12 protein-coding genes and 1 tRNA gene are annotated in these 21047 nt (G+C 73.3%); 9 read left to right on the forward strand and 4 right to left on the reverse strand.

Going from position 1 to position 21047, the window contains the following annotated elements; all coding sequences use genetic code 11:
- The first annotated feature begins 61 nt into the window (after window positions 1-61).
- Entirely contained in the window at window positions 62-3166 is a 3105-nt protein-coding gene (locus ACFVHK_RS13665; protein WP_376929271.1) for a PD-(D/E)XK nuclease family protein, read from the forward strand.
- Entirely contained in the window at window positions 3163-6528 is a 3366-nt protein-coding gene (locus ACFVHK_RS13670; protein WP_376929272.1) for a UvrD-helicase domain-containing protein, read from the forward strand. Before ACFVHK_RS13665 ends, ACFVHK_RS13670 begins: the two co-directional genes overlap by 4 nt.
- Window positions 6529-6556: 28 nt before the next feature.
- Here the strand turns inward: ACFVHK_RS13670 and ACFVHK_RS13675 are convergent, their stop codons facing one another.
- Window positions 6557-7804, reverse strand: coding sequence for a phosphotransferase (locus ACFVHK_RS13675; protein WP_376929273.1), 1248 nt, complete (start codon window positions 7802-7804; stop codon window positions 6557-6559).
- Between the two features lie 85 nt (window positions 7805-7889).
- Between ACFVHK_RS13675 and nudC the strand changes: the two genes are divergently transcribed.
- Both nudC and ACFVHK_RS13685 read left to right on the forward strand, forming a co-directional pair.
- A complete protein-coding gene (gene nudC, locus ACFVHK_RS13680; RefSeq protein ID WP_376929274.1) occupies window positions 7890-8903 on the forward strand; it encodes an NAD(+) diphosphatase in 1014 nt (337 codons plus the stop codon).
- Entirely contained in the window at window positions 8855-10765 is a 1911-nt protein-coding gene (locus ACFVHK_RS13685; RefSeq protein WP_449224252.1) for an ATP-dependent helicase, read from the forward strand. Before nudC ends, ACFVHK_RS13685 begins: the two co-directional genes overlap by 49 nt.
- Window positions 10766-11571: 806 nt before the next feature.
- Here ACFVHK_RS13685 and ACFVHK_RS13690 read toward each other — a convergent pair.
- Complete coding sequence (locus ACFVHK_RS13690) at window positions 11572-12921, reverse strand: zinc-dependent metalloprotease (protein WP_376929339.1); 1350 nt, start codon at window positions 12919-12921, stop codon at window positions 11572-11574.
- 200 nt (window positions 12922-13121) lie between these two features.
- Here ACFVHK_RS13690 and ACFVHK_RS13695 point away from each other — a divergent pair, with 200 nt between their 5' ends.
- From ACFVHK_RS13695 to ACFVHK_RS13710, 4 genes are all read left to right on the forward strand, one after another.
- Window positions 13122-14264 (forward strand): YlbL family protein, encoded by a 1143-nt coding sequence (locus ACFVHK_RS13695; RefSeq protein WP_376929275.1) that lies wholly within the window; start codon window positions 13122-13124, stop codon window positions 14262-14264.
- Window positions 14265-14409: 145 nt separating this feature from the next.
- Window positions 14410-17373 (forward strand): UPF0182 family membrane protein, encoded by a 2964-nt coding sequence (locus tag ACFVHK_RS13700; protein WP_376929276.1) that lies wholly within the window; start codon window positions 14410-14412, stop codon window positions 17371-17373.
- Window positions 17373-18233, forward strand: coding sequence for a class I SAM-dependent methyltransferase (locus tag ACFVHK_RS13705; protein WP_376929277.1), 861 nt, complete (start codon window positions 17373-17375; stop codon window positions 18231-18233). The genes ACFVHK_RS13700 and ACFVHK_RS13705 overlap by 1 nt, the downstream gene beginning before the upstream one ends.
- Before the next feature lie 88 nt (window positions 18234-18321).
- Window positions 18322-18398, forward strand: a tRNA-Met gene (locus tag ACFVHK_RS13710).
- A 109-nt stretch (window positions 18399-18507) separates the two neighbouring features.
- On the opposite strand, the gene ACFVHK_RS13715 is transcribed toward ACFVHK_RS13710, so the two are convergent.
- Both ACFVHK_RS13715 and ACFVHK_RS13720 read right to left on the reverse strand, forming a co-directional pair.
- Window positions 18508-18789: a hypothetical protein gene (locus tag ACFVHK_RS13715; protein WP_376929278.1), complete on the reverse strand. Its 282-nt coding sequence runs from the start codon at window positions 18787-18789 to the stop codon at window positions 18508-18510.
- Window positions 18790-18800: 11 nt separating this feature from the next.
- A complete protein-coding gene (locus tag ACFVHK_RS13720; protein ID WP_376929279.1) occupies window positions 18801-18986 on the reverse strand; it encodes a hypothetical protein in 186 nt (61 codons plus the stop codon).
- A gap of 158 nt (window positions 18987-19144) precedes the next feature.
- Between ACFVHK_RS13720 and ACFVHK_RS13725 the strand changes: the two genes are divergently transcribed.
- Window positions 19145-21028 (forward strand): KUP/HAK/KT family potassium transporter, encoded by a 1884-nt coding sequence (locus ACFVHK_RS13725; RefSeq protein WP_376929280.1) that lies wholly within the window; start codon window positions 19145-19147, stop codon window positions 21026-21028.
- Window positions 21029-21047: the final 19 nt, after the last annotated feature.

Below are 21047 nucleotides of genomic sequence, written 5' to 3' on the forward strand. Positions count from 1 at the left end.
GACACGCGGACGTCGCGGCCGGACTCGTTCACTGTCGGCGGACACGGATACCGTGGGCCGCATGCAGCACGAAGCGACCACCGCACCCGCCGTCGTCGACCTCGTGCCGGCCCTCGCGGCGGGCGGCCACGCGGCGGTCTTCGGGGCTCCCGGGTCGGGCAAGACCCGTCTCGCGATCGAGCTCGTCGCGCACCGGGTCGAACACGGACTCGACCCGGCCGAGGTCCTCGTCCTCGCGGCGACCAGGCGCACGGCGGCGGCGATGCGAGACGCGATCGCGCTCCGGCTCGACCGGACCACGCGCGGCGCGCTCGCACGGACCGCGAGCGCGGTCGCCTACGACCTCGTGCGCGCGCGCACCGGACGATCGGTGACGCTCCTCACCGGTGCCGAGCACGACCAGGTGATCGGCGAGCTGCTCGAGGCGCAGGCGATCGACGGCGGCGGGCCCGAGTGGCCCGAGGCGCTCGCGCCCGACGTCCGGGAGCTGCGCGGATTCCGTTCCGAGCTCCGCGACCTCATGATGCGCGCGGTCGAGCAGGGGATCGACCCCGACGGGCTCGCGCGACTCGGCGGTGCCGCGTCCCGCCCCGAATGGACCGCGGCCGCCACGTTCCTCGCCGAGTACGCCGAGGTGAAGGAGCAGCTGCGACCGACCCAGTTCGACTCGGCCGAACTCGGCGCGTACGCGGCCTCGATCGTGCGGCGCAGCGTGCACGATCCCGACGACGAGCGCGCGCTCGGGGTGCTCGCCGGGCTGAAGCTCCTCGTGGTCGACGACGCGCAGGAGGCGACCGAGGCCACCGCGGCGCTGCTGGGCGCGTTCGCCGCCCGGGGCGTCGAGGTCGTCGCCCTGGGCGATCCGGATGTCGCGAGCAACGGGTTCCGCGGCGGCCGCGCCGATCTCCTCGGCTCCCTCGGCCAGGTGCTCGGCGGTGGCGTCGTCCGGCGCATCGAGCTGCCGGTCGTGCATCGCGGTCGGCCCGCGCACCGCGCCCTGCTCGGGCAGGTCACCGCGCACATCGGCGCGGCGCTCGGCGGGCTCCACCGGTCGGCCGCGGTCGCGGAGGCGGGCGACGACGATCCGCTCGACCCCGTCCTCGGCATCGAGGCGCCATCGCCCGGCGCCGAGGGAGCGCAGATCGCCGGCCTGCTGCGCGAGCGCCACCTGCTCGACGGCATCCCCTGGTCCTCGATGGCGATCGCGGTGCGGTCCGGCTCCGAGCTGCCGGCGCTCGCCAGGGCGCTCGCGGCGGCCGAGGTGCCGGTCTCCGGCGGCGCCGGGCGGACGGCGCTCCGGGACGCTCCGGGCTCCGCGGCGCTCATCGCGGCGGCGGCCGTCGTGCTCGACCTGCATCCGCTCGACCCAGAGACCGCGACCGCGCTGCTGACCGGACCGCTCGGCAGGCTCGACCGCGTCGGCTTGCGCCGCCTCCGACTGGCACTCCGCCACGAGGAACTCGCCTCCGGCGGCGTGCGGAGCGCCGACGAGCTGCTGGTCGAGGCGCTCGGCGCAGCGGGCGGGTTCGCGACGATCGACGCGCCGTCGGGGCGGCGCGCGTCGCGCCTCGCGCGACTCCTCGACTCGGCCCGACGGGCGGCCGGGCGCGGCGCGACGGTGGAGGAACTGCTGTGGCTGCTCTGGCACGACAGCGGGCTCGAGGCCGAGTGGGCGGGCCAGGCCGCCGGGTCCGGGGTCCTCGCCGACGAGGCGAACCGATCGCTCGACGCGGTCGTCGCGCTCTTCGCCGCCGCGCGGCGCTTCGTCGAGCGCGAGCCGGGCGCCCCCGCTCGTCGGTTCGTCGACGACGTGCTCCAGAACGCGCTGCCCGAGGACTCGCTCGCCCCGGAGCGCGGGGCCGAGTCGGTCGTGCTGGCGACCCCGCCCGCGCTCATCGGTCGCGAGTTCGACGTGGTCGTCGTCGCCGGGCTCCAGGAGGGCGTGTGGCCGAACCTCCGCCCGCGCGGCACGCTGCTGCACGCGGGGTCGCTCCCGCGTGCGGTCGCGGCTGCGCGTGCCGGGGTCCCGCTGCGCGACGAGGAGACCCCGGCATCCGTCCGCGCCGCCGTGCGCGCCGACGAACTGCGCCTGTTCGCGCTCGCGGTGTCCCGGGCGTCCCGGCAGGTGGTCCTGGCGTGCACGTCGAACGACGACGAGCAGCCCTCGGTCCTGATGGGGCTCGCGCCCGTCCGCCTGCCGGCACGCCGCAGGCGCCCGCTGCACCTGCGCGGCATGGTCGGCGCCCTCCGGCGCGACGCGGGTGCGGGCGACCGGGAGGCCGCCGCGGCGATCGCGCTGCTCGCCGAGCAGGGCGTGCCGGGGGCGCATCCCGACGAGTGGTACGGGTTGGGCGAGCCGACCACGACTGCGCCGCTCGTCGACCTCGACGGCGATCCCGAGGCCCTGGTCCCCGTGTCCCCGTCGCAGATCGACCGCGTCGAGGAGAGCCCGCTCGGCTGGTTCGTCGACCACGTCGCCCAGCCGCCGTCCGGGCTCGCCGCGTCGATCGGCACGATCGTGCACGCCGTCGTCGAGGAGGCGGCGCAGCAGGCGGGCGACATCGACGTCGAGGCGCTCTGGGCGTCGGTCGAGCGCCGCTGGCGCGACCTCCGGTTCGAGGCCGGATGGGTCGCCGAGCGCGAGCGCCGGGGTGCCCGCAGGATGACCGAGGGCGCCGCCGACTACCTCCGCGGTGCTGAGGACGACGGCGTCGTGGTGCTCGGCGCCGAGGGGCGGTTCACGCTCGTCAGCGGGCGCGTGCGCATCACGGGCACGATCGACCGCGTCGAGGCCTCGCCCGACGGCACGACCGTGATCGTCGACCTGAAGACCGGGCGGACCCCGCCCACCGCGGCGAAGACTGCCGAGCACCCGCAGCTCGCGGCGTACCAGCTCGCGGCGCGAGCGGGCGCACTGCCCAACGAGGGGCGCCTCGGCGGGGCGAAGCTCGTCTACGTCGCGCGACCCGTCGGCGGGCGGCTGTACACCGAGCGCGCCCAGCAGCCGTTCGACGACGACGCCGAGGCCGCGTTCCGCGAGCGACTCGACGAGGTGGCCCGCGTCATGGCCGGGGCCCGGTTCGACTCGCCGGTCGAGTTCGCGCACGGGTCGAGGTTCGGCGACTGGCACTACCGGGTCCACCTCGTGCCGGCGGTGTGCGCGTGAGCGCGGTCGGGATCGGCGCCGACGAGATCGCCGCTCGCCTCGGCCTGCACTCCCCGACGCCCGAGCAGCGCGCCGTCATCGAGGCCGATCCGCGCGGCCGGAGCATCGTGGTCGCGGGCGCCGGCAGCGGTAAGACCGAGACCATGGCCAACCGCGTGGTCTGGCTCCTCGCCAACGGCGCCGTCGACGTGCCCGAGGTGCTCGGCCTGACCTTCACCCGGAAGGCGGCGGGCGAGCTCGCCGAACGCGTGCGCGAACGCGTGGGCCAGCTCGTCGCGGAGGGGATCGCCGACGTGCGCCTCGATCCGCTCGAATCGGCAGCGGTCTTCACCTACAACGCGTTCGCGGGCGCCATCTACCGCGAGCACGCACTGCGGATCGGGCGCGAACCCGACGCGTCCATCCTCGGCGAGGCCGCCGCATGGCAGCTCGCTCGCGGCATCGTGTCGGCGTCGGCCGACCCGCGACTGGTCGAGCTCGACGCGTCGCTCGACCGGGTGACGGGCGCCGTGCTCACGCTCAGCCGCGCGCTCGCCGAGAACGTCACCGACAGCCGCGACGTGCGCGCGTTCACGCGCGAGTTCCTCGCGATGCACGACCTGCCGATCGAGGCGCCGCGCAAGCGGACCCCGTTCGACACCTTCGTCTCGGCGCTCGGGGTCGTCGAGGCGCTGCCGCCCCTGCTCGAGCTCGCCGACGCCTACGCGGCCGAGAAGCAGCGGAGGGGCGTCGTCGAGTTCTCCGACCAGGTCGCGCTCGCGCTGCAGATCTGCACCGCGCATCCCGAGGTCGTCGCCGAGCACCGCGAGCGGTACGCGACCGTGCTGCTCGACGAGTACCAGGACACGAGCGTCGTGCAGACGCGCCTGCTCTCGACGCTGTTCCGCGACCACGCCGTCATGGCCGTGGGCGATCCCGACCAGTCGATCTACGGATGGCGCGGGGCGAGTGCCGCGAACCTGGCCCGCTTCGGCCGCGACTTCTCCGAGTCCGGCGAGGCGGTCGCCTACGACCTGTCGACGAGTTGGCGCAACCCCGTGATCGTGCTCGACGCGGCCAACGCGCTCATCGCGCCACTCGACGGCGGGATCCCCAAGGCGCCGCTCCGGCCGTCGCCCTTCGCCGGCGAGGGGCGACTCGAGGTCTCGTGGTCGGAGACCATCGACCAGGAGGCGGCGAGCGTCGCCGACTGGCTGGCGGAACGGATGCGTCCGGGCGGGCGCACCGGCGCGCTGCTCTGCCGCACCTTCGCCCACGTCGACCTCTTCGCGTCGGCGCTCCGCGAGCGCGGGGTCCCGGTGCACGTGCTCGGGGTCGCCGGCCTGCTCGACCAGCCGGTGATCGCCGACCTCGTCTGCGCACTGCGCGTCGTGCACGATCCGACCGCGGGGTCGGAGCTCCTCCGACTCCTCGGCGGGGCGCGGTGGCGCGTCGGCCCCGCCGACCTCGCCGCGCTCGGGGCGCTCGGGAAGTGGCTGGCAGACCGCGACCTGTCGACGCGGCGCCTCGCCGACGAGGTGCGCCGCGGCATCCGCGGGTCGATCGCCCCGGACGAGTCGCCGTCGATCGTCGACGCGCTCGACTTCGTGCTCACCGCGCCCGACGACCACCGTGCCCTCGCGCGGATGAGCGAGGAAGGCCTCGCCCGCATGCGCCGGGCGGGCGCCCAGCTGCAGGCGCTCCGGCGCCGCGCCGGGCTCGGGCTCGTCGACTTCGTGACCCTGGTGCAGCAGGAGCTCCTGCTCGACATCGAGGTGGCCGCGAACCCGGCCCAGCCGTTGGGTTCGGCGAGCCTCGAGTCGTTCGACGACCTCGTGACGAGCTTCGTCGACTCCGCCGAGCACCCGACGCTCGGCGCGTTCCTCGGGTGGCTGACCGAGGCCGAGCAGCGAGATCGGCTGAGCCCCCGACAGGACGAGCCCGAGCCGGGAGCCGTGCAGGTGCTCTCGATCCACGGCTCGAAGGGACTCGAGTGGGACGTGGTGGCCATTCCGCGCATGGTCGACGACGAACTCCCGTCGAAGCCCCGGAGCAACCGGGGCTGGCTGTCGTTCGGCACCCTGCCCGACGAGTTCCGCGGCGATGCCGACGAGATCCCGCAGCTGGCATGGCGGGGCGTGCAGAGCCAGGCCGAGTTCGATGAGGCGGTGAAGGCCTACTCCGAGGAGAACCGGGAACGGCACGCCGAGGAGGAGCGCCGGCTCGCCTACGTCGGCCTCACGCGCGCACGGGCGGAGCTGCTGCTCGCCGGATCGTGGTGGGCGACGCAGCGCGCACCGCGGTCGCCGAGCCCGTTCCTGCGCGAGCTCGTCATGGCCGGGGTGGTGGATGCCGCGGCGCTGCCGTCGACCCCGGCCGAGGCGGAGAACCCGCGATCGTCCGAGGCGGCCCGCGTGAGCTGGCCGCTCGATCCGCTGGGCGCGCGCCGCCCGGCGGTCGTGCGCGCCGCCGACGCCGTGCGCGAGGCGGCGGCCCTGCCGACCGGCGCCGGGATCGGCCCGGCGCTGGCCGACGAGTTGCGGATGCTGCTGGAGGAACGCCGGCGGCGGAGCGAGTCGCGCGGCGGTGCCGGAGTCCCGACGCGCGTTCCCGCGTCGCGCTTCAAGGACTACGTCGACGACCCCGACGCCGTCGCGGCCGAACTCGCGAGGCCGATGCCGCAGCGTCCGTATCGGGCCACGCGGATCGGCACGCTCTTCCACGCGTGGGTCGAGGAGCGCTCCGGCGGGACGACCGCTCGGCCCTCGGGGCCGGCCGGCGGGTCCGGTGCGGCCGGCTCGGCCGACGCGACGACCGACCTCGACGCGCTCGACTTCGCGTTCGACGACGCGGCGGAGGTCGACGAGATCCTGGTCGATCCCGTCGACGCCCGCCTGGAGCGCCTTCGCGTGACCTTCGCCGCCTCCGAGTGGGGCGACCGCAGGCCCGTCGCCGTGGAACTCGAACTGCACCTGCCGCTCGACGAGCAGGTCTTCGTGTGCAAGCTCGACGCGGTGTACGACGTCGGGCCCGATTCCGAGCTCGGTCGCACCGGCATCCGCGCACAGGTCGTCGACTGGAAGACGGGCGCCGCGCCGCGCGATACGCGTGAGCTCGAGCTCCGGCAGACCCAACTCGCGCTGTACCGGCTCGCGTACGCGCGCTGGTCGGGCCTGCGCCCGGAGGAGATCGACGCCGTCTTCTACTACGTGGAGGACGACCTCGTCCTGCGCCCCGACGAGCTCTACGACGAGGCCACGCTGCGCCGGGCCTGGGCCGGAGTGGCCGCGAAGGCCGGCGTGGAGCGCGACGGGTCGCGATCGGCGGGCGGCGAGACGTCCACCGTCCCGGAGGAGGTCCGGACGGCGATCTCGCGCGCCTGACCGCCGGCTCGGATCGCCGCGTCGGTCGTCACGCGGAGCGGTCGCGAGCCCCGGTGCCAGTGCCGGTGCCGGTGCCGTCGGGCGATCCCGATGCGGACTCGGCCGCGTCGGGTGCGCCTGGCGCCGCGTCGCCCCAGTCGCTGAGATCGAGCGGGATGGGCGCAGTCAGGCCGAGGTCGCGTTCGTCGTGCTCCGCATCGTCGCCCTCCGCGAGGTGCCGGCGCAACTCGGACACGTCGTAGCTGTCGGTCAGCATCGTCGCGCCCGACTCGCGCGGCAGCCCCTCCCGGGGGGTCTCGTCGAGCATCCGCTCGACGTCCGCGACGGCGAGCACCGGTCCGGTGTCGGTCGTGAGCGACTCGGACGAGTGGTCATGCACGCTCGCCACCAGCCCGTCGAGGAGCCCCACGGCATCCTCGATCACCTCGTCGTCGTGCGTGTCGACGCCGTGCAGGAGCCAACGCGCCAGTTCGAGCTCGCCGTAGAGGAGCGCCCGGCGCGCGACCTCGGCATCGGCGCCGCCCGCGCGCGCCTCCAGGTACGCGCCGAGGGTCTGCTCGGCCGATGCCCCGGTCGACGTGAGCACCCAGTGCAAGTCGTGCGCCGGATCGTCATGGGCGAGCCCGGACCAGCCGATCACCCCGGTCACGCGGTCGCCGTCGACCAGGAACGAGTCGGCGCCGAGCTGGCCGTTGACGACCGTCGGCGCGAACCGCCACAGGGTGTCGTCGTCGGTCGCCTCCTCCCACCGGCGGACCAGGGCCGCCGGCAGTCGGCCCGCGTCGGATGCACGGTCGATGATCGCCACGGCGGCCTCGCGCGCCTCGTTCGCCGAACGGCGGGGAAGTCCCGCATCGCCGACGAACCCCGACGGCAGCGCGTGGATGGCGGCGATCGCACGCCCCACGTCGGCCGCGAGTTCGGGGGAACCCGTGAGCTCCTCGGCCGTGCGCCCGGCCCCGGGGATGAACTCGGTCACGACCGCGCGGGTCGGGCCGATCGGCGCCTGCCCGACGAACTGCGGCACCGCGAACGGCAGCCGCGAGCGGATGCCCGGCGTGAGCGCGCGCAACGCGACGAGGTCGGACGACTGCTCGGACTCGGCCGTCTGCGACCGCGGCGCGCGGATCAGCAGGTGCCGTCCGTCGGTGGAGTGGAGCTCGACGGCATCGAACGCGCCACCCGCCCCGCGGGAGTGCGCCCGGGCCGCCCGCACCTCGAGTCCGGCCACCGCGGCCGTGGCCAACGCGGCTAGAGTGAGTGGGGGTCTGGCCATGGCACACAGCCTAAGCAGGTCATCCGGCCTGCCCGGCGACCGCCACGCCTTCCCGACGACTCCGGCTCCGACGAGAGGTGCACCCGTGCTCCACCCCGACGCGCCGAATCCTGCCGACGTCGTGCGCGCGGCCGCTGCGCCGCCGCTCGCACGCGAGCACCTCGACCGCGACGCCGTGTCGCGGGCCGACGATCAGCGCGCCGCCGCGTTCGACGCCGACGCGAACGCGCGGGTGCTCGCGGTGCACGCCGGCCGCGTGCTCGTCCTCGAGCCGGTGGCGCCCGACGGGGCGGTGCGCCTCGAGCTGCGGCATCCGTCGACCCTGCCCGTGCCCGACGTGCGCGCCTACCTCGGGCGCACGCTCGATGCGGGAGCGGATGCCACGGGCGACGCGCTGCCCGCGGGCAGCCCCATCGAGGCGTGGACCTACGGTGCCGACGCCTCGGCCGCGATCGCCGATGAGACCCGCTGGGCCGGACTCCGAACGATCGCGACCTCGCTCGACGACCGCGACGCCGGACTCGCGATCGAGGCGGTGGCCCTCGCGAACTGGCACGCGACCCACGCGTTCTGCCCGAGCTGCGGCAGCCCGACCGAGGTCGTCAGCTCCGGGTGGGCGCGCCGATGCCTGGAGGAGGACCGGCTGCGGTTCCCGCGCACCGATCCGGCGGTGATCGTGCTCGTCACCGACGACGAGGATCGCGTGCTCCTCGGCTCGAATGCGATGTGGGAGCAGGACCGGTTCTCGGTGCTCGCGGGCTTCGTGGAACCGGGGGAGTCGCTCGAGGCGGCCGTCGTGCGCGAGCTCGTCGAGGAGACGGGGCTCGCCGTCGACCGCGTCGAGTACCTGGGCTCCCAGCCGTGGCCGTTCCCGGCCAGCCTCATGTGCGCGTTCCGCGCGCGGGTGGCGCACGGCGCCTCGACGATGCCCGTGCCGGACGGCGAGGAGATCCTCGAGCTCCGCTGGTTCGACCGCGACGGACTGCGCGACGCGCTCGGCCGCGTCGCGCTGCCGGGCGAGACCTCGATCGCCCGCTGGATGCTCGAGGAGTGGTACGGCGGGCCGCTCGCCTCGTCGATGCCGTGGTCGACGTCGTGACGGGCGACCCGCTCCTCGCCGCACTGGATGACGAGCAGCGCGTCGCCGCCGAGGCGCTGATCGGGCCGGTCTGCGTGCTCGCGGGCGCCGGCACGGGCAAGACGCGTGCGATCACGCACCGGATCGCGTACGGCGTCGCGTCCGGCTCGTACGACCCCGCGCGCGTCATGGCGCTGACCTTCACGTCTCGAGCGGCCGCCGAACTGCGCACGAGGCTCCGCGCGCTCGGCGCGGGCGCCGTCGCGGCCCGCACCTTCCACGCGGCTGCGCTCGCCCAGCTCAACCACTTCTGGCCGATCGTCGTCGGCGGCCCCGCGCCCAGGGTGCTCGACTTCAAGGGCCGCCTGCTCGGGCTCGCCGCCGAACGGTGCAAGGTGAAGGTCGACACCGCGACGCTCCGTGACGTCGCCGCCGAGATCGAGTGGCGCAAGGTCGGCCTCGTCGGCATGGACGAGTACCGCGTGAGGCTCGCGTCCCGCGGCGCGCCCGGTGCGCTCACGGCGGAGCAGATGCTCGCGCTGGTCGAGGCGTACGAGGAGCTCAAGGACGAGCGCCGTGCGATGGACTTCGAGGACGTCCTGCTCGCCACCGCGGGCATGATCGAGTCGGAGCCGGCCGTCGCGATGCAGGTGCGCGAGGCGTACCGTCACTTCGTCGTCGACGAGTACCAGGACGTCTCGCCCGCGCAGCACCACCTGCTCGAGCTGTGGCTCGGCGGGCGCCGCGACGTGTGCGTGGTCGGCGACGCGAGCCAGACCATCTACTCGTTCGCCGGCGCCAGCGCCGAGTACCTCCTCGGCTTCGAGCGCCACTACCCGGATGCCACGATCGTGCGGCTCGAGCGCAACTACCGGTCGACGCCCGAGATCGTCGACGTCGCCAACCGGCTCATGCGCGGACGGCCCGGAGCGCTGCGGCTCGCGGCCGCCGCGCCGGACGGCGGCGACCCCGCGGCATCCGGCCCGGAGGCGGGGGAGTCGGCGCCCTCGCCGGAGGAGGCCGCGGTCGCCACGGCGGTCGAGCCGGCACCCGACCGCGGCAGCCGCGACGGACGCGCGCGGGTCGCCCACGGCCCCGTGCCCGAGGTGCTCGAGTTCCCGGACGAGCTCGCCGAGGCGCGCGGGGTCGCCACCCGCGTGCGGCAGCGCATCGACGCCGGTGTCGCACCGGAGTCGATCGCGGTGCTGCTGCGCGTGAACTCCCAGTCCGCGCTGTTCGAGCAGGCGCTCGGCGAGGTCGGCGTGTCCGTGCGGGTGCGCGGGGCGCAGCGCTTCTTCGATCGCCCGGAGGTGCGCGAGGCGGTGCACGCGATCCGTGCCGCGGCGCTCGCGATCGCCGACGAGCCGCTCTTCAAGTCGGTGAGCGACGTGCTCCGCTCGCTCGGCTGGACCGTCGAGCCGCCCGCGGGTCCCGGCGCCGTGCGGGACCGGTGGGAGTCGTTGAACGCGATCGCCCGGCTCGTCGACGACCAGCCCGCAGGCACGACCTTCCGCACGTTCGCGGACGACCTCCGCACGCGTGCGGAGACCCATCACGAGCCGGCGGTCGCGGCGGTCACCATCGCGACCCTGCACTCGGCGAAGGGCCTCGAGTGGGACGAGGTCCACCTGCCGGGCCTCGCGGAGGGCATGCTCCCGATCGCGTACGCGACCGGGTTGGACGCGATCGACGAGGAGCGCCGACTGCTCTACGTCGGCATCACGCGGGCACGGCGACGGCTGTCGATGAGCTTCTCGCGATGGTCGGCCGGACGCCGAGCGGAACGGGAGCCGTCGCGCTTCCTCCGGGAGCTCGACACCCGCACTCGGGATGCATCCCGACCGGCGTCGGCCGCGGGGGCTCCGGCGCGGGCGCGTCGCTGACGACGACCGTCGCCGAGTCGAGCGCCGAGCGCCCTGCCCGCAGCAGGTCGTCGACGGCGGATGCCGCGAGCGCCAGCGCCTCGTGCCTCGCCCGTCCACGCTGCGGAGGCGCCGGCGCGACCGCGAGCTGGGCCGAGATCGCCGGCCACGCGGCATCCGCATCGCGGCGCGAGAGGTGCAGGCAGCGCACGCACGGCCCGGAACCGGGCCGGACGAACGGGCCGACCTCGGCGCCGCGCTCGTCGAACACGACGGTGAGGTGCGGGACGTCGGCCGCGAGCCAGGGCAGGTGGGTCGCCGGCGCGATGACGCGCGCGGCGAGCAGCACCGCGGCGTCGGTCGTCGCCGGATCGGCGTCGGCAGCGGTCACCGGTCGATGCCCGAGCCGGAGGAGGGCGGTACCGAGGTCGTCGACGAACTCGGCGGGTCCGGCGAGGGCGACCACGCCGGAGGCCGCGGGCGGCGGCTCGTCGATGCAGGCCGGTCCGAGGCGGTCGAGCAGCGCGTCGATCCGGGCGGGGTCGCCGTCGAGCGCGGCACCGATGGTGAGCAGCGTGGCGCGCGAGGCGCCTGCCGCCAGTGCGCCCAGGATGCCGGTCTCGAGCGCGGCGGGGTCGTCGAGCACGACGACCGGCCGGACTCCGCCGAGCTGCAACGCGCGCGGCGAGCGCCACACGAGGGGGAGTGCCGGGTCGAGTCGGGGCGTCATGGGGGAAGCATGCCGCAGGGGTCGACCGTGCGTCGCCGAGCGTCCACAGGTGCGGACCCGGCGCCGGCGCGACCGCCGCGAGGCGATCGGCGAACCGTCAGGCCGGGCGCGGCCCGCCGTCGGGGGCATCGCCGGGGGCGTCGTCGTCCGCGGCATCCGCCGGCGGGAAGTCCCCGCGCAGCAGCGCCTCGAGGGCTTCGTCGAACTCCGCGTCGGCGTCGCCGCCGGCCTCGCCGCCCGACGCGAGGCGCGCCGCGAGCGGTGCCGGGTCGTCGAGGTCGGCCGCCGTCGGCAGGAGGTCGGGATGCGCCCACAGGGCGTCGCGTCCGGCGACGCCGACCGCGTCGGTGACGGCGCGCCACATGGCCGCGGCGTCGCGGAGGCGGCGAGGGCGCAGCTCCAGGCCGACGAGCGTCGCGAGCGCCGACTCGGCCGGTCCGCCCGTCGCACGTCGACGGCGGATCGTCTCGGCGACGGCGTCGGACTTCGGCAGGCGGGACGTGGCATCCGCCGTCACGACGTCGACCCAGCCCTCGACGAGCGCGAGCATCGTCTCGAGTCGGCCGAGCGCCGCCTCCTGCTCGGGGCTCTTCGGTCGAAGGAGCGCACCGTTCGCGACGGCGTCGCGCAGCTCGTCGGTGTTGGACGGGTCGAAGCCCTCGGCGAGCTGCTCGAGGCGCTCGACGTCGACGTCGATGCCGCGAGCGAACGCGGTGATCGCCGTGATGAGGTGCAGGCGCAGCCACCGCGCGTGGCGGAACAGCCGGGCGTGCGCGAGCTCGCGCACCGCGAGGTAGAGCTCGACCTGGTCGGTCGGGATGTCGAGGCCCTCGCCGAACTCGACCACGTTCTCGGGCAGGAGGGCGGCCCGGCCGTCCTCCAGCAGGGGGAGCCCGACATCGCCGCCCGAGACGACCTCGGTCGAGAGCTGGCCGACGACCTGGCCGAGCTGCATCGCGAACATCGCGCCCCCGATGCCGCGCATCATGCGGCTCGCACCCTGGATCATCGAGCGGAGCTCCTCGGGCGCCTGCTCGCTCATCACGCGCGTGAGCGAGTCGGCGATGCTGAGCGCGACCGGCTCGGCGAGCTGCGTCCAGATGGGCATCGTCGCCGCAGCCCAGGAGCGGCGGGTGAGCAGCTCGGGCGTGCCCGGCAGGGCGGAGACCTCGACGGCCTCGTCGAGCCACAGCGCCGCGAGGTCGAAGGCCCGGTCGAGTCGCTCGGTCTCGGCGGAGGCGATCTGGCGCTGCCCCGTCGAGGCGCGCTGCTCGGCCTGGCGGAGCGCGAGCGACCAGTCGATGCCCTCCTCCTCCGAGCGCTGCATCGCCTGCTGGAGCTGGCTGAAGAGCGCCGCGAGGCTCGCGGGATCGTTCGGCAGCCCGGCCGCGCCGGCGAGCTTGGACGGGTCGATGCCGCCCGAGCCGGACAGCAGTTCCCGCAGCATGTCGCGGAACTCGTCCTCGGGGTCGCGGTCGGGCTCCTGGTCGCGTTCGGCCACTCGGGCCACCTCCCTCGCTTCGCGGTCCACGCTACCGCCGCTCATCTGCGTCCTCGCCGGGAAATGGCCTAGGCTGACCCCTCGGGTGTCCGCCCGTCGCGAACAGCGCCGGGTTCCCCGCGGGCGCTCGGGAAGGACCACGGCGGATGACGCTCTTCGGCGGCCCTGGCGACGACCGGTCGGCACCCGATCCGACGCCCGAGCGCGCCGATCTCGCGCGGCGCTCGCGTCGCGAGCGGATCGGCTGGACGGCCGTCGCGGTCGCCGCCGTCATCGGCCTCGGCCTCGCACTGCTGCCGAGCCCGTACGTCATCCAGCAGGCCGGGCCGGTGTACGACACGCTCGGCACGACCGAGGTCGACGGCGAGGAGGTCCCGCTGATCGAGGTCCCCGGCGAGGAGACCTTCCCGACCGAGGGATCGCTCGACCTCCTCACCGTGTCGGCGATTGGGCGTCCCGGTGCGACCCCCGGGTGGCTGGATGTGGCGGCGGCGTGGATCGACCCGCGCCGCGCCGCCCTGCCGGTCGAGGTGCTGTACCCGCCCGGCATCAGCACCGAGGACCGCGACGCGGCGAACGAGGCGCAGATGGTCGACTCGCAGCAGGACGCGATCGCGGCCGCGCTCGTCGAGCTCGGATACGACTTCCCGCGCGACGTGGTCGTGCAGGGCGTGGGCGAGGGGACGCCCGCGGAGGGCGTGATCGAGGAGGGCGACGTCATCCGGTCGGTCGACGGCACCGAGGTGGACTCGGTCGACGAGTTGCGGACCGCGCTCGGCGTGCACGGGACGGAGTCGCCTGCCGAGATCGGGATCGTCCGAGACGGCGAGGCGCTCACCGTCGAGGCGACGCCGGCGGAGAACGGCGGCAACGCCGTCCTCGGCGTCGGGGTGCGCATGCGGTACGAGTTCCCGATCGACGTCGAGATCCAGCTGAACGACGTCGGCGGACCGAGCGCGGGCATGATGTTCGCCCTCGGCATCGTCGACACGCTGACGCCCGGCGCGATGACCGGCGGCGAGAACGTCGCGGGGACCGGGACCATCGACTCGGACGGGACCGTCGGCTCCATCGGCGGCATCCGCCAGAAGCTCTGGGGCGCGGTCGACGCCGAGGCCGAGTGGTTCCTCGCGCCCGAGGCCAACTGCGACGAGGTCGTGGGCAACGTGCCCGATGGGCTCGAGGTGTTCGCGGTCGGCACGCTCGAGGAGGCGCGGAGCGTCGTCGAGACGATCGGCGAGGGCGGCGACACGTCGGCGTTCCGCAGCTGCGAGAGCGTCGTCGGCTGAGCTCCGCGCCCCCGGCCGTCCGCCGGGGTCCGAAATGGCGGATGCCGCGGCGCGTTCGCCCCGAGCGGAGCCGCGCGGCCCTCCCCGCCAGCCGTTTCCAAGAAAGCCGACCGTAGGATGGGAATCCGATCCCGTCCCGACCCGAATGAGGCCGAGAGTGTCCACAGCACAGTCGCAGGAACCGAGGACGACGCGCCGCCGCGCGCCGATCGCGATCACGATCGGCATCGTCGGTGCCCTCGTCGTCGCGTTCTTCGTGTTCGCCGGTATCTACGCGGACATCCGCTGGTACGACCAGCTCGGGTTCCTCGAGGTGCTGGCGACCGAGTGGATCTCGCGCATCGTGCTCTTCTTCATCGGGTTCATCGCGATGGCGCTGCCCGTGTGGTTGTCCATCCAGATCGCCTACCGGACCCGCCCCGTGTACGCGAAGCTCAATTCGCAACTGGATCGTTATCAGGAGATCTTCGAGCCGCTGCGGCGACTCGCGATGTACGGAATCCCCGCCGTGCTCGGCATCTTCGCCGGCGTCTCGACGGCGAGCCGCTGGGACTCGGTGCTCGCCTGGCTGAACCGCACCCCGTTCGGCTCGGTCGACCCGCAGTTCGGGTTCGACATCGGCTTCTACGTCTTCGAGCTGCCCTTCTACCGATCGATCGTGGGCTTCGCCTCGGCGGTCGTGCTGCTCTCGGGCCTGCTCGTCATCGCGACCAACTACCTCTACGGCGCGATCCGCGTGAGCGGGCGCGAGGTCGTCATCTCGAAGGCCGCACGCATCCAGATCGCCATCACCGCGGGCCTCTACCTGCTCCTCCAGGCGGTGAGCATCTGGTTCGACCAGTACGCGACCGTCACCGAGACCGGTTCGCTGATCACGGGCGCCTCGTACACCGACGTCTACGCGACCATCCCCGGCCGGCAGATCCTCTCGGTCATCGCCGCCGTCGTGGCCGTGCTGTTCCTCATCACCGCGATCCTCGGCCGCTGGCGCCTGCCGCTCGTCGGCGCGGTGCTGCTCATCGTGTCGAGCCTGCTCATCGGGTCGCTCTACCCGTGGGTCGTGCAGCGCTTCCAGGTCGACCCGAGCGCGCGAGCGCTCGAGGCGCCCTACATCGACCGCAACATCGACGAGACGCGTGACGCGTTCGGCGTCGCCGACATCGAGGAGATCCCCTACGAGGCGAAGACCGACGCCGAGCCGGGCGCCCTGCGTGCCGATGCGGGGACGACCGCGAGCATCCGCCTCATGGACCCGGCCGTCATCAGCCCGGCGTTCCGCCAGCTCGAGCAGTTCCGCCAGTACTACCAGTTCCCCGAGACGCTCGACGTCGACCGGTACCAGATCGACGGCGAGTCGCAGGACACGGTCGTCGCGATCCGCGACCTCAACCTCGAGGGCCTGAACGACGCCCAGACGTGGTTCAACTCTCACCTCGTCTACACCCACGGCTACGGCCTCGTGGCCGCAGCCGGCAACCAGCGGTCGAGCGACGGGCAACCGGTGTTCCTCGAGTCGGGCATCCCGTCGAGCGGCACGCTCCCGGAGTTCGAGCCGCGCGTGTACTTCGGGGAGAACTCGCCCGACTACTCGATCGTCGGCGCGCCCGAGGGGGCGCCGCCCATCGAGCTGGACTACCCGGCCGGCGGTGAGGGCGAGCCGCAGCAGACGACGTTTACCGGCGACGGCGGGCCCGTGCTCGACAACGTGTTCACGAAGCTCGTCTACGCGCTGAAGTTCCAGTCCGAGCAGATCTTCCTCTCCGACCAGGTCTCGAACGAGTCCCAGATCCTCTACGACCGCAACCCCATCGAGCGCGTGCAGAAGGTCGCACCGTACCTGACCCTCGACAGCGACACGTATCCGTCGATCGTCGACGGACGGATCGTGTGGATCGTCGACGGCTACACGCTGTCCGACCAGTACCCGTACTCGAACAAGGTCAGCTACAGCGAGGCCATCTCCGACAGCGAGGCCGTGCAGCAGCCGCTCGCGTTCGACGAGGTCAACTACATCCGCAACTCGGTGAAGGCGACCGTCGACGCCTACGACGGGACGGTGACCCTCTACGCCTGGGACGAGGAGGACCCGATCCTGCAGACCTGGCAGAAGGTCTTCCCCAGTGCGCTCAAGGACATGAGCGAGATGTCGGGCGAGCTCATGAGCCACGTGCGCTACCCGGCCGACCTGTTCAAGATGCAGCGTGCCGTGCTCGGCCGGTACCACGTGACCGACCCGGTGACGTTCTACTCGCGCGAGGACGCGTGGACGACGCCCCTCGATCCGACGCAGGGCGCGGCGACCTCGTTCCTGCAGCCGCCCTACTACCTGACGATGCAGATGCCCGGCCAGGAGGCGCCGACGTACTCGATCTACTCGACGTTCATCCCCGAGGCGCGCGGCAGCGCGAGCCGCAACGTCCTGCGCGGCTACCTCGCGGTCGACTCCGACGCGGGGTCGACCGACGGCGAGCGCGCCGAGGGCTACGGCAAGCTCAGGCTGCTCTCACTGCCCGAGGACGACAACGTTCCCGGCCCCGGTCAGGTGCAGAACACGTTCAACTCCGATCCGACCGTGTCGCAGTCGCTGAACCTGCTGAAGCAGGGGCAGTCCGACGTGATCAACGGCAACCTGCTGACGGTGCCCGTCGGCGGCGGCCTGCTCTACGTGCAGCCGGTCTACGTGCAGTCGACCGGTGAGACGAGCTACCCGCTCCTGCAGAAGGTGCTGGTCGCCTTCGGCGACGAGATCGCGTTCCAGGACACGCTCGATGAGGCGCTGAACGTGCTGTTCGGCGGCGACTCCGGTGCGGCTGCGGGCGACGAGGAGGTCGAGCCGACGACACCAGACGGCGGTGAGACCGGTGGTGAGGGCGAGACGCCGCCCACCACGACCGACACCGAACTGCAGTCGCTGCTCAACCGCGCCCGCCAGGCGATCGAGGACAAGCAGCAGGCGCTGCAGGACGGCGACTGGGTGGCCTACGGTGCGGCCGACGCCGAGCTCGCCGAGATCATCTCGGAGCTCATCGTCCTCGCGGACGACGGCGCGAGCACGACGGACACCCCGTCGACCGACGCGCCGTCGACCGAGGAACCCTCGAACGGCTGATGTCCGTCGAGCTCGGCTCGGGCGACTGGCTCGAGGAGAACCGCGCGAACTGGGACGAGCGCGTCGCGCTCCACGTCGCGTCGCCGTTCTACGACCGGTCGCGTCTCCGGGCGGGCGGCAGCGTGCTCGATCCGATCGCGCAGGCGGGCATCGACCGCATGTTCCCGAGCGGCCTCGACGGCGTCCGCGCCCTGCACCTGCAGTGCCACTTCGGCTCCGACACGCTGTCGCTCGTGAACCTCGGTGCGACCGCGATCGGCATCGACTTCTCGCGTCCGGCCGTCGAGGAGGCGCGGAGGATGGCCGGCGAGCTCGGCGTGGACGATCGCGCGCGCTTCATCGAGGCGAACGTCTACGACGCTCGGCATCGCCTGCCCGAGCCGGAGTCGTTCGATCTCGTCTTCACCACTTGGGGCACGATCGGCTGGCTTCCGGACGTCGCGGAGTGGGCACGCATCATCGCGTGGTTCCTCAAACCCGGCGGCCGGCTGTTCTTCGCCGACGGCCACCCGGCGGCGTACGTCTTCGAGGGCGACGCCGGGCCGGGCGGCCTGCCGGCGTTCGCCTTCCCGTACGTGGGCACGGGTCCCGACATCATCGACGACCCGAGCGACTACGCCGACCCCGAGGCGAGGCTCGTCAACGCCCGGACCTGGGAGTGGATGCATCCGCTCGGCGAGGTCTTCGGCGCGCTCCGCGACGCCGGGCTCACGGTCGACGGCTTCGCCGAGCACTACGAACTGCCCTGGCGGATGTTCCCGATCACGGTGCCCAAGGGCGACGGGATGTTCGGCTGGCCGGACCGCCAGTGGCTGCCGCTCGGCTACGAACTCGTCGCCTCACGACGGGTCGAAGAGTAGCCGCAGGCGGCCGATCGACGCCGACCCGCCCGGGATGCGGCCTCGATTCGACCGCCCTCGGAACCCGTGCTAGTGTTATCTCTTGTGCCGCGGGGTGGAGCAGTTCGGTAGCTCGCTGGGCTCATAACCCAGAGGTCGTAGGTTCAAATCCTGCCCCCGCAACCAGATAGGAAGGCCCCGGTCCAGTCGGACCGGGGCCTTTCGCTTGTCCGGGCCGGCGCATGCCACGGCGGTTCAGGGCCCGGGTCGTGGTTCCGGCGCGCCGCTCAGGCCCTCACGCCGACGATCGTTCGAGCGCCGCGACGAGCGCGTCGAGTCGCGCCTTCTGCGACTCGTCGACGGTGAGCGAGATGAATGCGGCCATCGCCAGGAGGACCTCGTAGCTGTCGGGCCGGCCGCGCTTGCCCGGCCGGTGCGTGACGCGGATCTCCCGGTAGGTCGAGACCGGGTTGCGCACGGACTCCTGCAGCCCGTTGTGCCGGAACTTCGCGACCGAGGCGCCGTCGTACACGAGTCGGTCGCCGTTGGTTCCCGTGACTTCGATGGTGGTGTCCATGGTCGAGCCCCTCAGAGTCGCCGGCGGGCCTGCCGGCCGGTGAGACCGTTCTCGATGCCCTCGAAGACGGCCGAGAGGTCGCCGGTGACGAACCACTCCGTCAGGACGAGGGCGACGGCGAGGGCGACGATTCCGAGGACGACGGCGATCGCGACCCTCCTGCGGTGCGTGCGGGAGGCGAGGAAGTGGGTGCTCATGTCGAGGACGCTACGGACGGTGCACCACGGTGTCCTGAGTAGTGGTTGCCTATTCTGGTCCACCGCGTCGCTCACTCGCGTTCCCGGAGGCGATGGACGGGGCGGGTTCCCGGTGTGGGAGGTGCGGCCGGACGACGAGGGTCCGTAGAGTTCGGGGCATGCCCGCGGATGTGACGGACCCGCCCCGCACCCCTTCCTCGGGGCCCACGGCACTGGCGGCGATCGGGGCGCTCGGCGTCGTCTTCGGGGACATCGGGACCAGCCCGCTCTACGCGCTCAGCGCGGCGCTCGCGCCGGGCGGGAGGATCGACCACACCCTCGTCTACGGCGTGACGTCGATGGTCGTCTGGTCGATCACGCTGGTGGTGACGGTGCTCTACGTCACCGTCCTGATGCGCTTCGACAACGACGGCGAAGGCGGCCTGCTGGCGTTGCTCGCCCAGATCCGCCGCGCCCGCCCGACTGCGAGGATGCGGACGCTGGCCACCGGCGTCGCGATCCTGGGCGCCGCGATGTTCCTCGGCGACAGCATGATCACGCCCGCGATCTCGGTGCTGTCCGCCGTCGAGGGACTCACCACGATCGATTCCGACCTCGGGGCGCTCGTCGTCCCGATCACGGTCGCGATCCTCGTCGGGCTGTTCGTCGTGCAGCGGTTCGGGACGGCGCGCATCGGACGGGTCTTCGGCCCGATCATGCTCGTGTGGTTCCTGCTGCTCGCCGTGCTCGGCGCGTTCGCCGTCGCCCGGGGTCCCGAGGTGCTGGTGGCGCTCTCGCCGCACTGGATCGTGCTGCTCGTCGCCGCGCACCCGTGGACGGCCTTCCTCGCCCTCGGCGGCGTGGTGCTCGCGATCACGGGCGCCGAGGCGCTGTTCGCCGACATGGGGCACTTCGGCCGTCGCCCGGTCACGATCGCGTGGCTCGCGGTCGTCTTCCCGTGCCTACTGCTCGCCTACCTCGGCCAGGCGGCCGCGGTGCTGGCGGCCGGTGCGGCCGGACCCAACTCCTTCTTCCTCCTGGTGCCGGGCTGGGCGACCGTCCCGGTCGTGATCCTCGCCACGATGGCGACCGTGATCGCGTCGCAGGCGGTGATCTCCGGCGCGTTCAGCGCGGTGCACCAGGCGGGGCGGTTGGACCTGATCCCGTCCGTCCGCGCCATCCACACCTCGGCGACGCATCGCGGACAGCTCTACCTCCCCGCGGTCAACCTGCTGCTCGCCGCAGCCGTGATCGGGCTCGTCGTGGCGTTCCAGAGCTCGTCGGCGCTCGCGTCGGCGTACGGCATCGCGGTCACCGTGACCCTCAGCTCGACGACGACGCTCCTCCTCCTGCTGCTGCGAGTCCGCGGCGGGCTGTCGGTGCTGCGAGCCGTCGGGATCGCCGCGATCCTGGTGGTGCTGCTCGCCTTCCTGGCCGCGAACCTGACCAAGGTCGTGAGCGGCGGATGGGTGCCACTCGGGGTCGGCGTGGCCCTGCTCGTGTCCATGTGGACCTGGTGGCGCGGGTCCTTCCGGATGACCATCTCCCGAAGGAGGGACGAACCGCTGCTCTCGGCCATGACCGACCGGATCCACGCCGCCCCTCGCGTTCCCGGGACCACGGTGTACCTGGCTCGCAGCAGCGACACCGCCCCGGTCGCGCTCACCACGCTCCTGGAACGGTACGGGGTGCTGTCCGAGCACGTGATCGTGCTGGCCATGCGGACGACCACCTCGCCGTTCGGCCTCGACGTCGAGACCCGCTCCCTGGCGCCGGGCGTGACCGTGATCGATGCCGGCTTCGGCTACCGCCAACGGCTGCGGGTGGCGGATGCGCTCGCGCGCGCGGCCACGCGCGCGGACTCCGGCTTCACGGCTGAGCAACTCGAGGATGCGACGTACGTGGTCTCGTCGGACTCGCCCGTGGCAGACGCCGACTCGAGGCTCCCGAGGTGGCAGCAACGGCTGTTCATCGGCCTCGAGCGGGCTCAGGGCTCCCCGGTCGACCTCGCGGAGCTGCCAGCGCGCCGGACGCTCATCGTCGGCCGCGAGCTCCCCGTGTGAGCACGGTCGGGCGGCCTAG

The organism is Agromyces binzhouensis, from assembly GCF_042672355.1.
Taxonomy (GTDB): domain Bacteria; phylum Actinomycetota; class Actinomycetes; order Actinomycetales; family Microbacteriaceae; genus Agromyces; species Agromyces binzhouensis.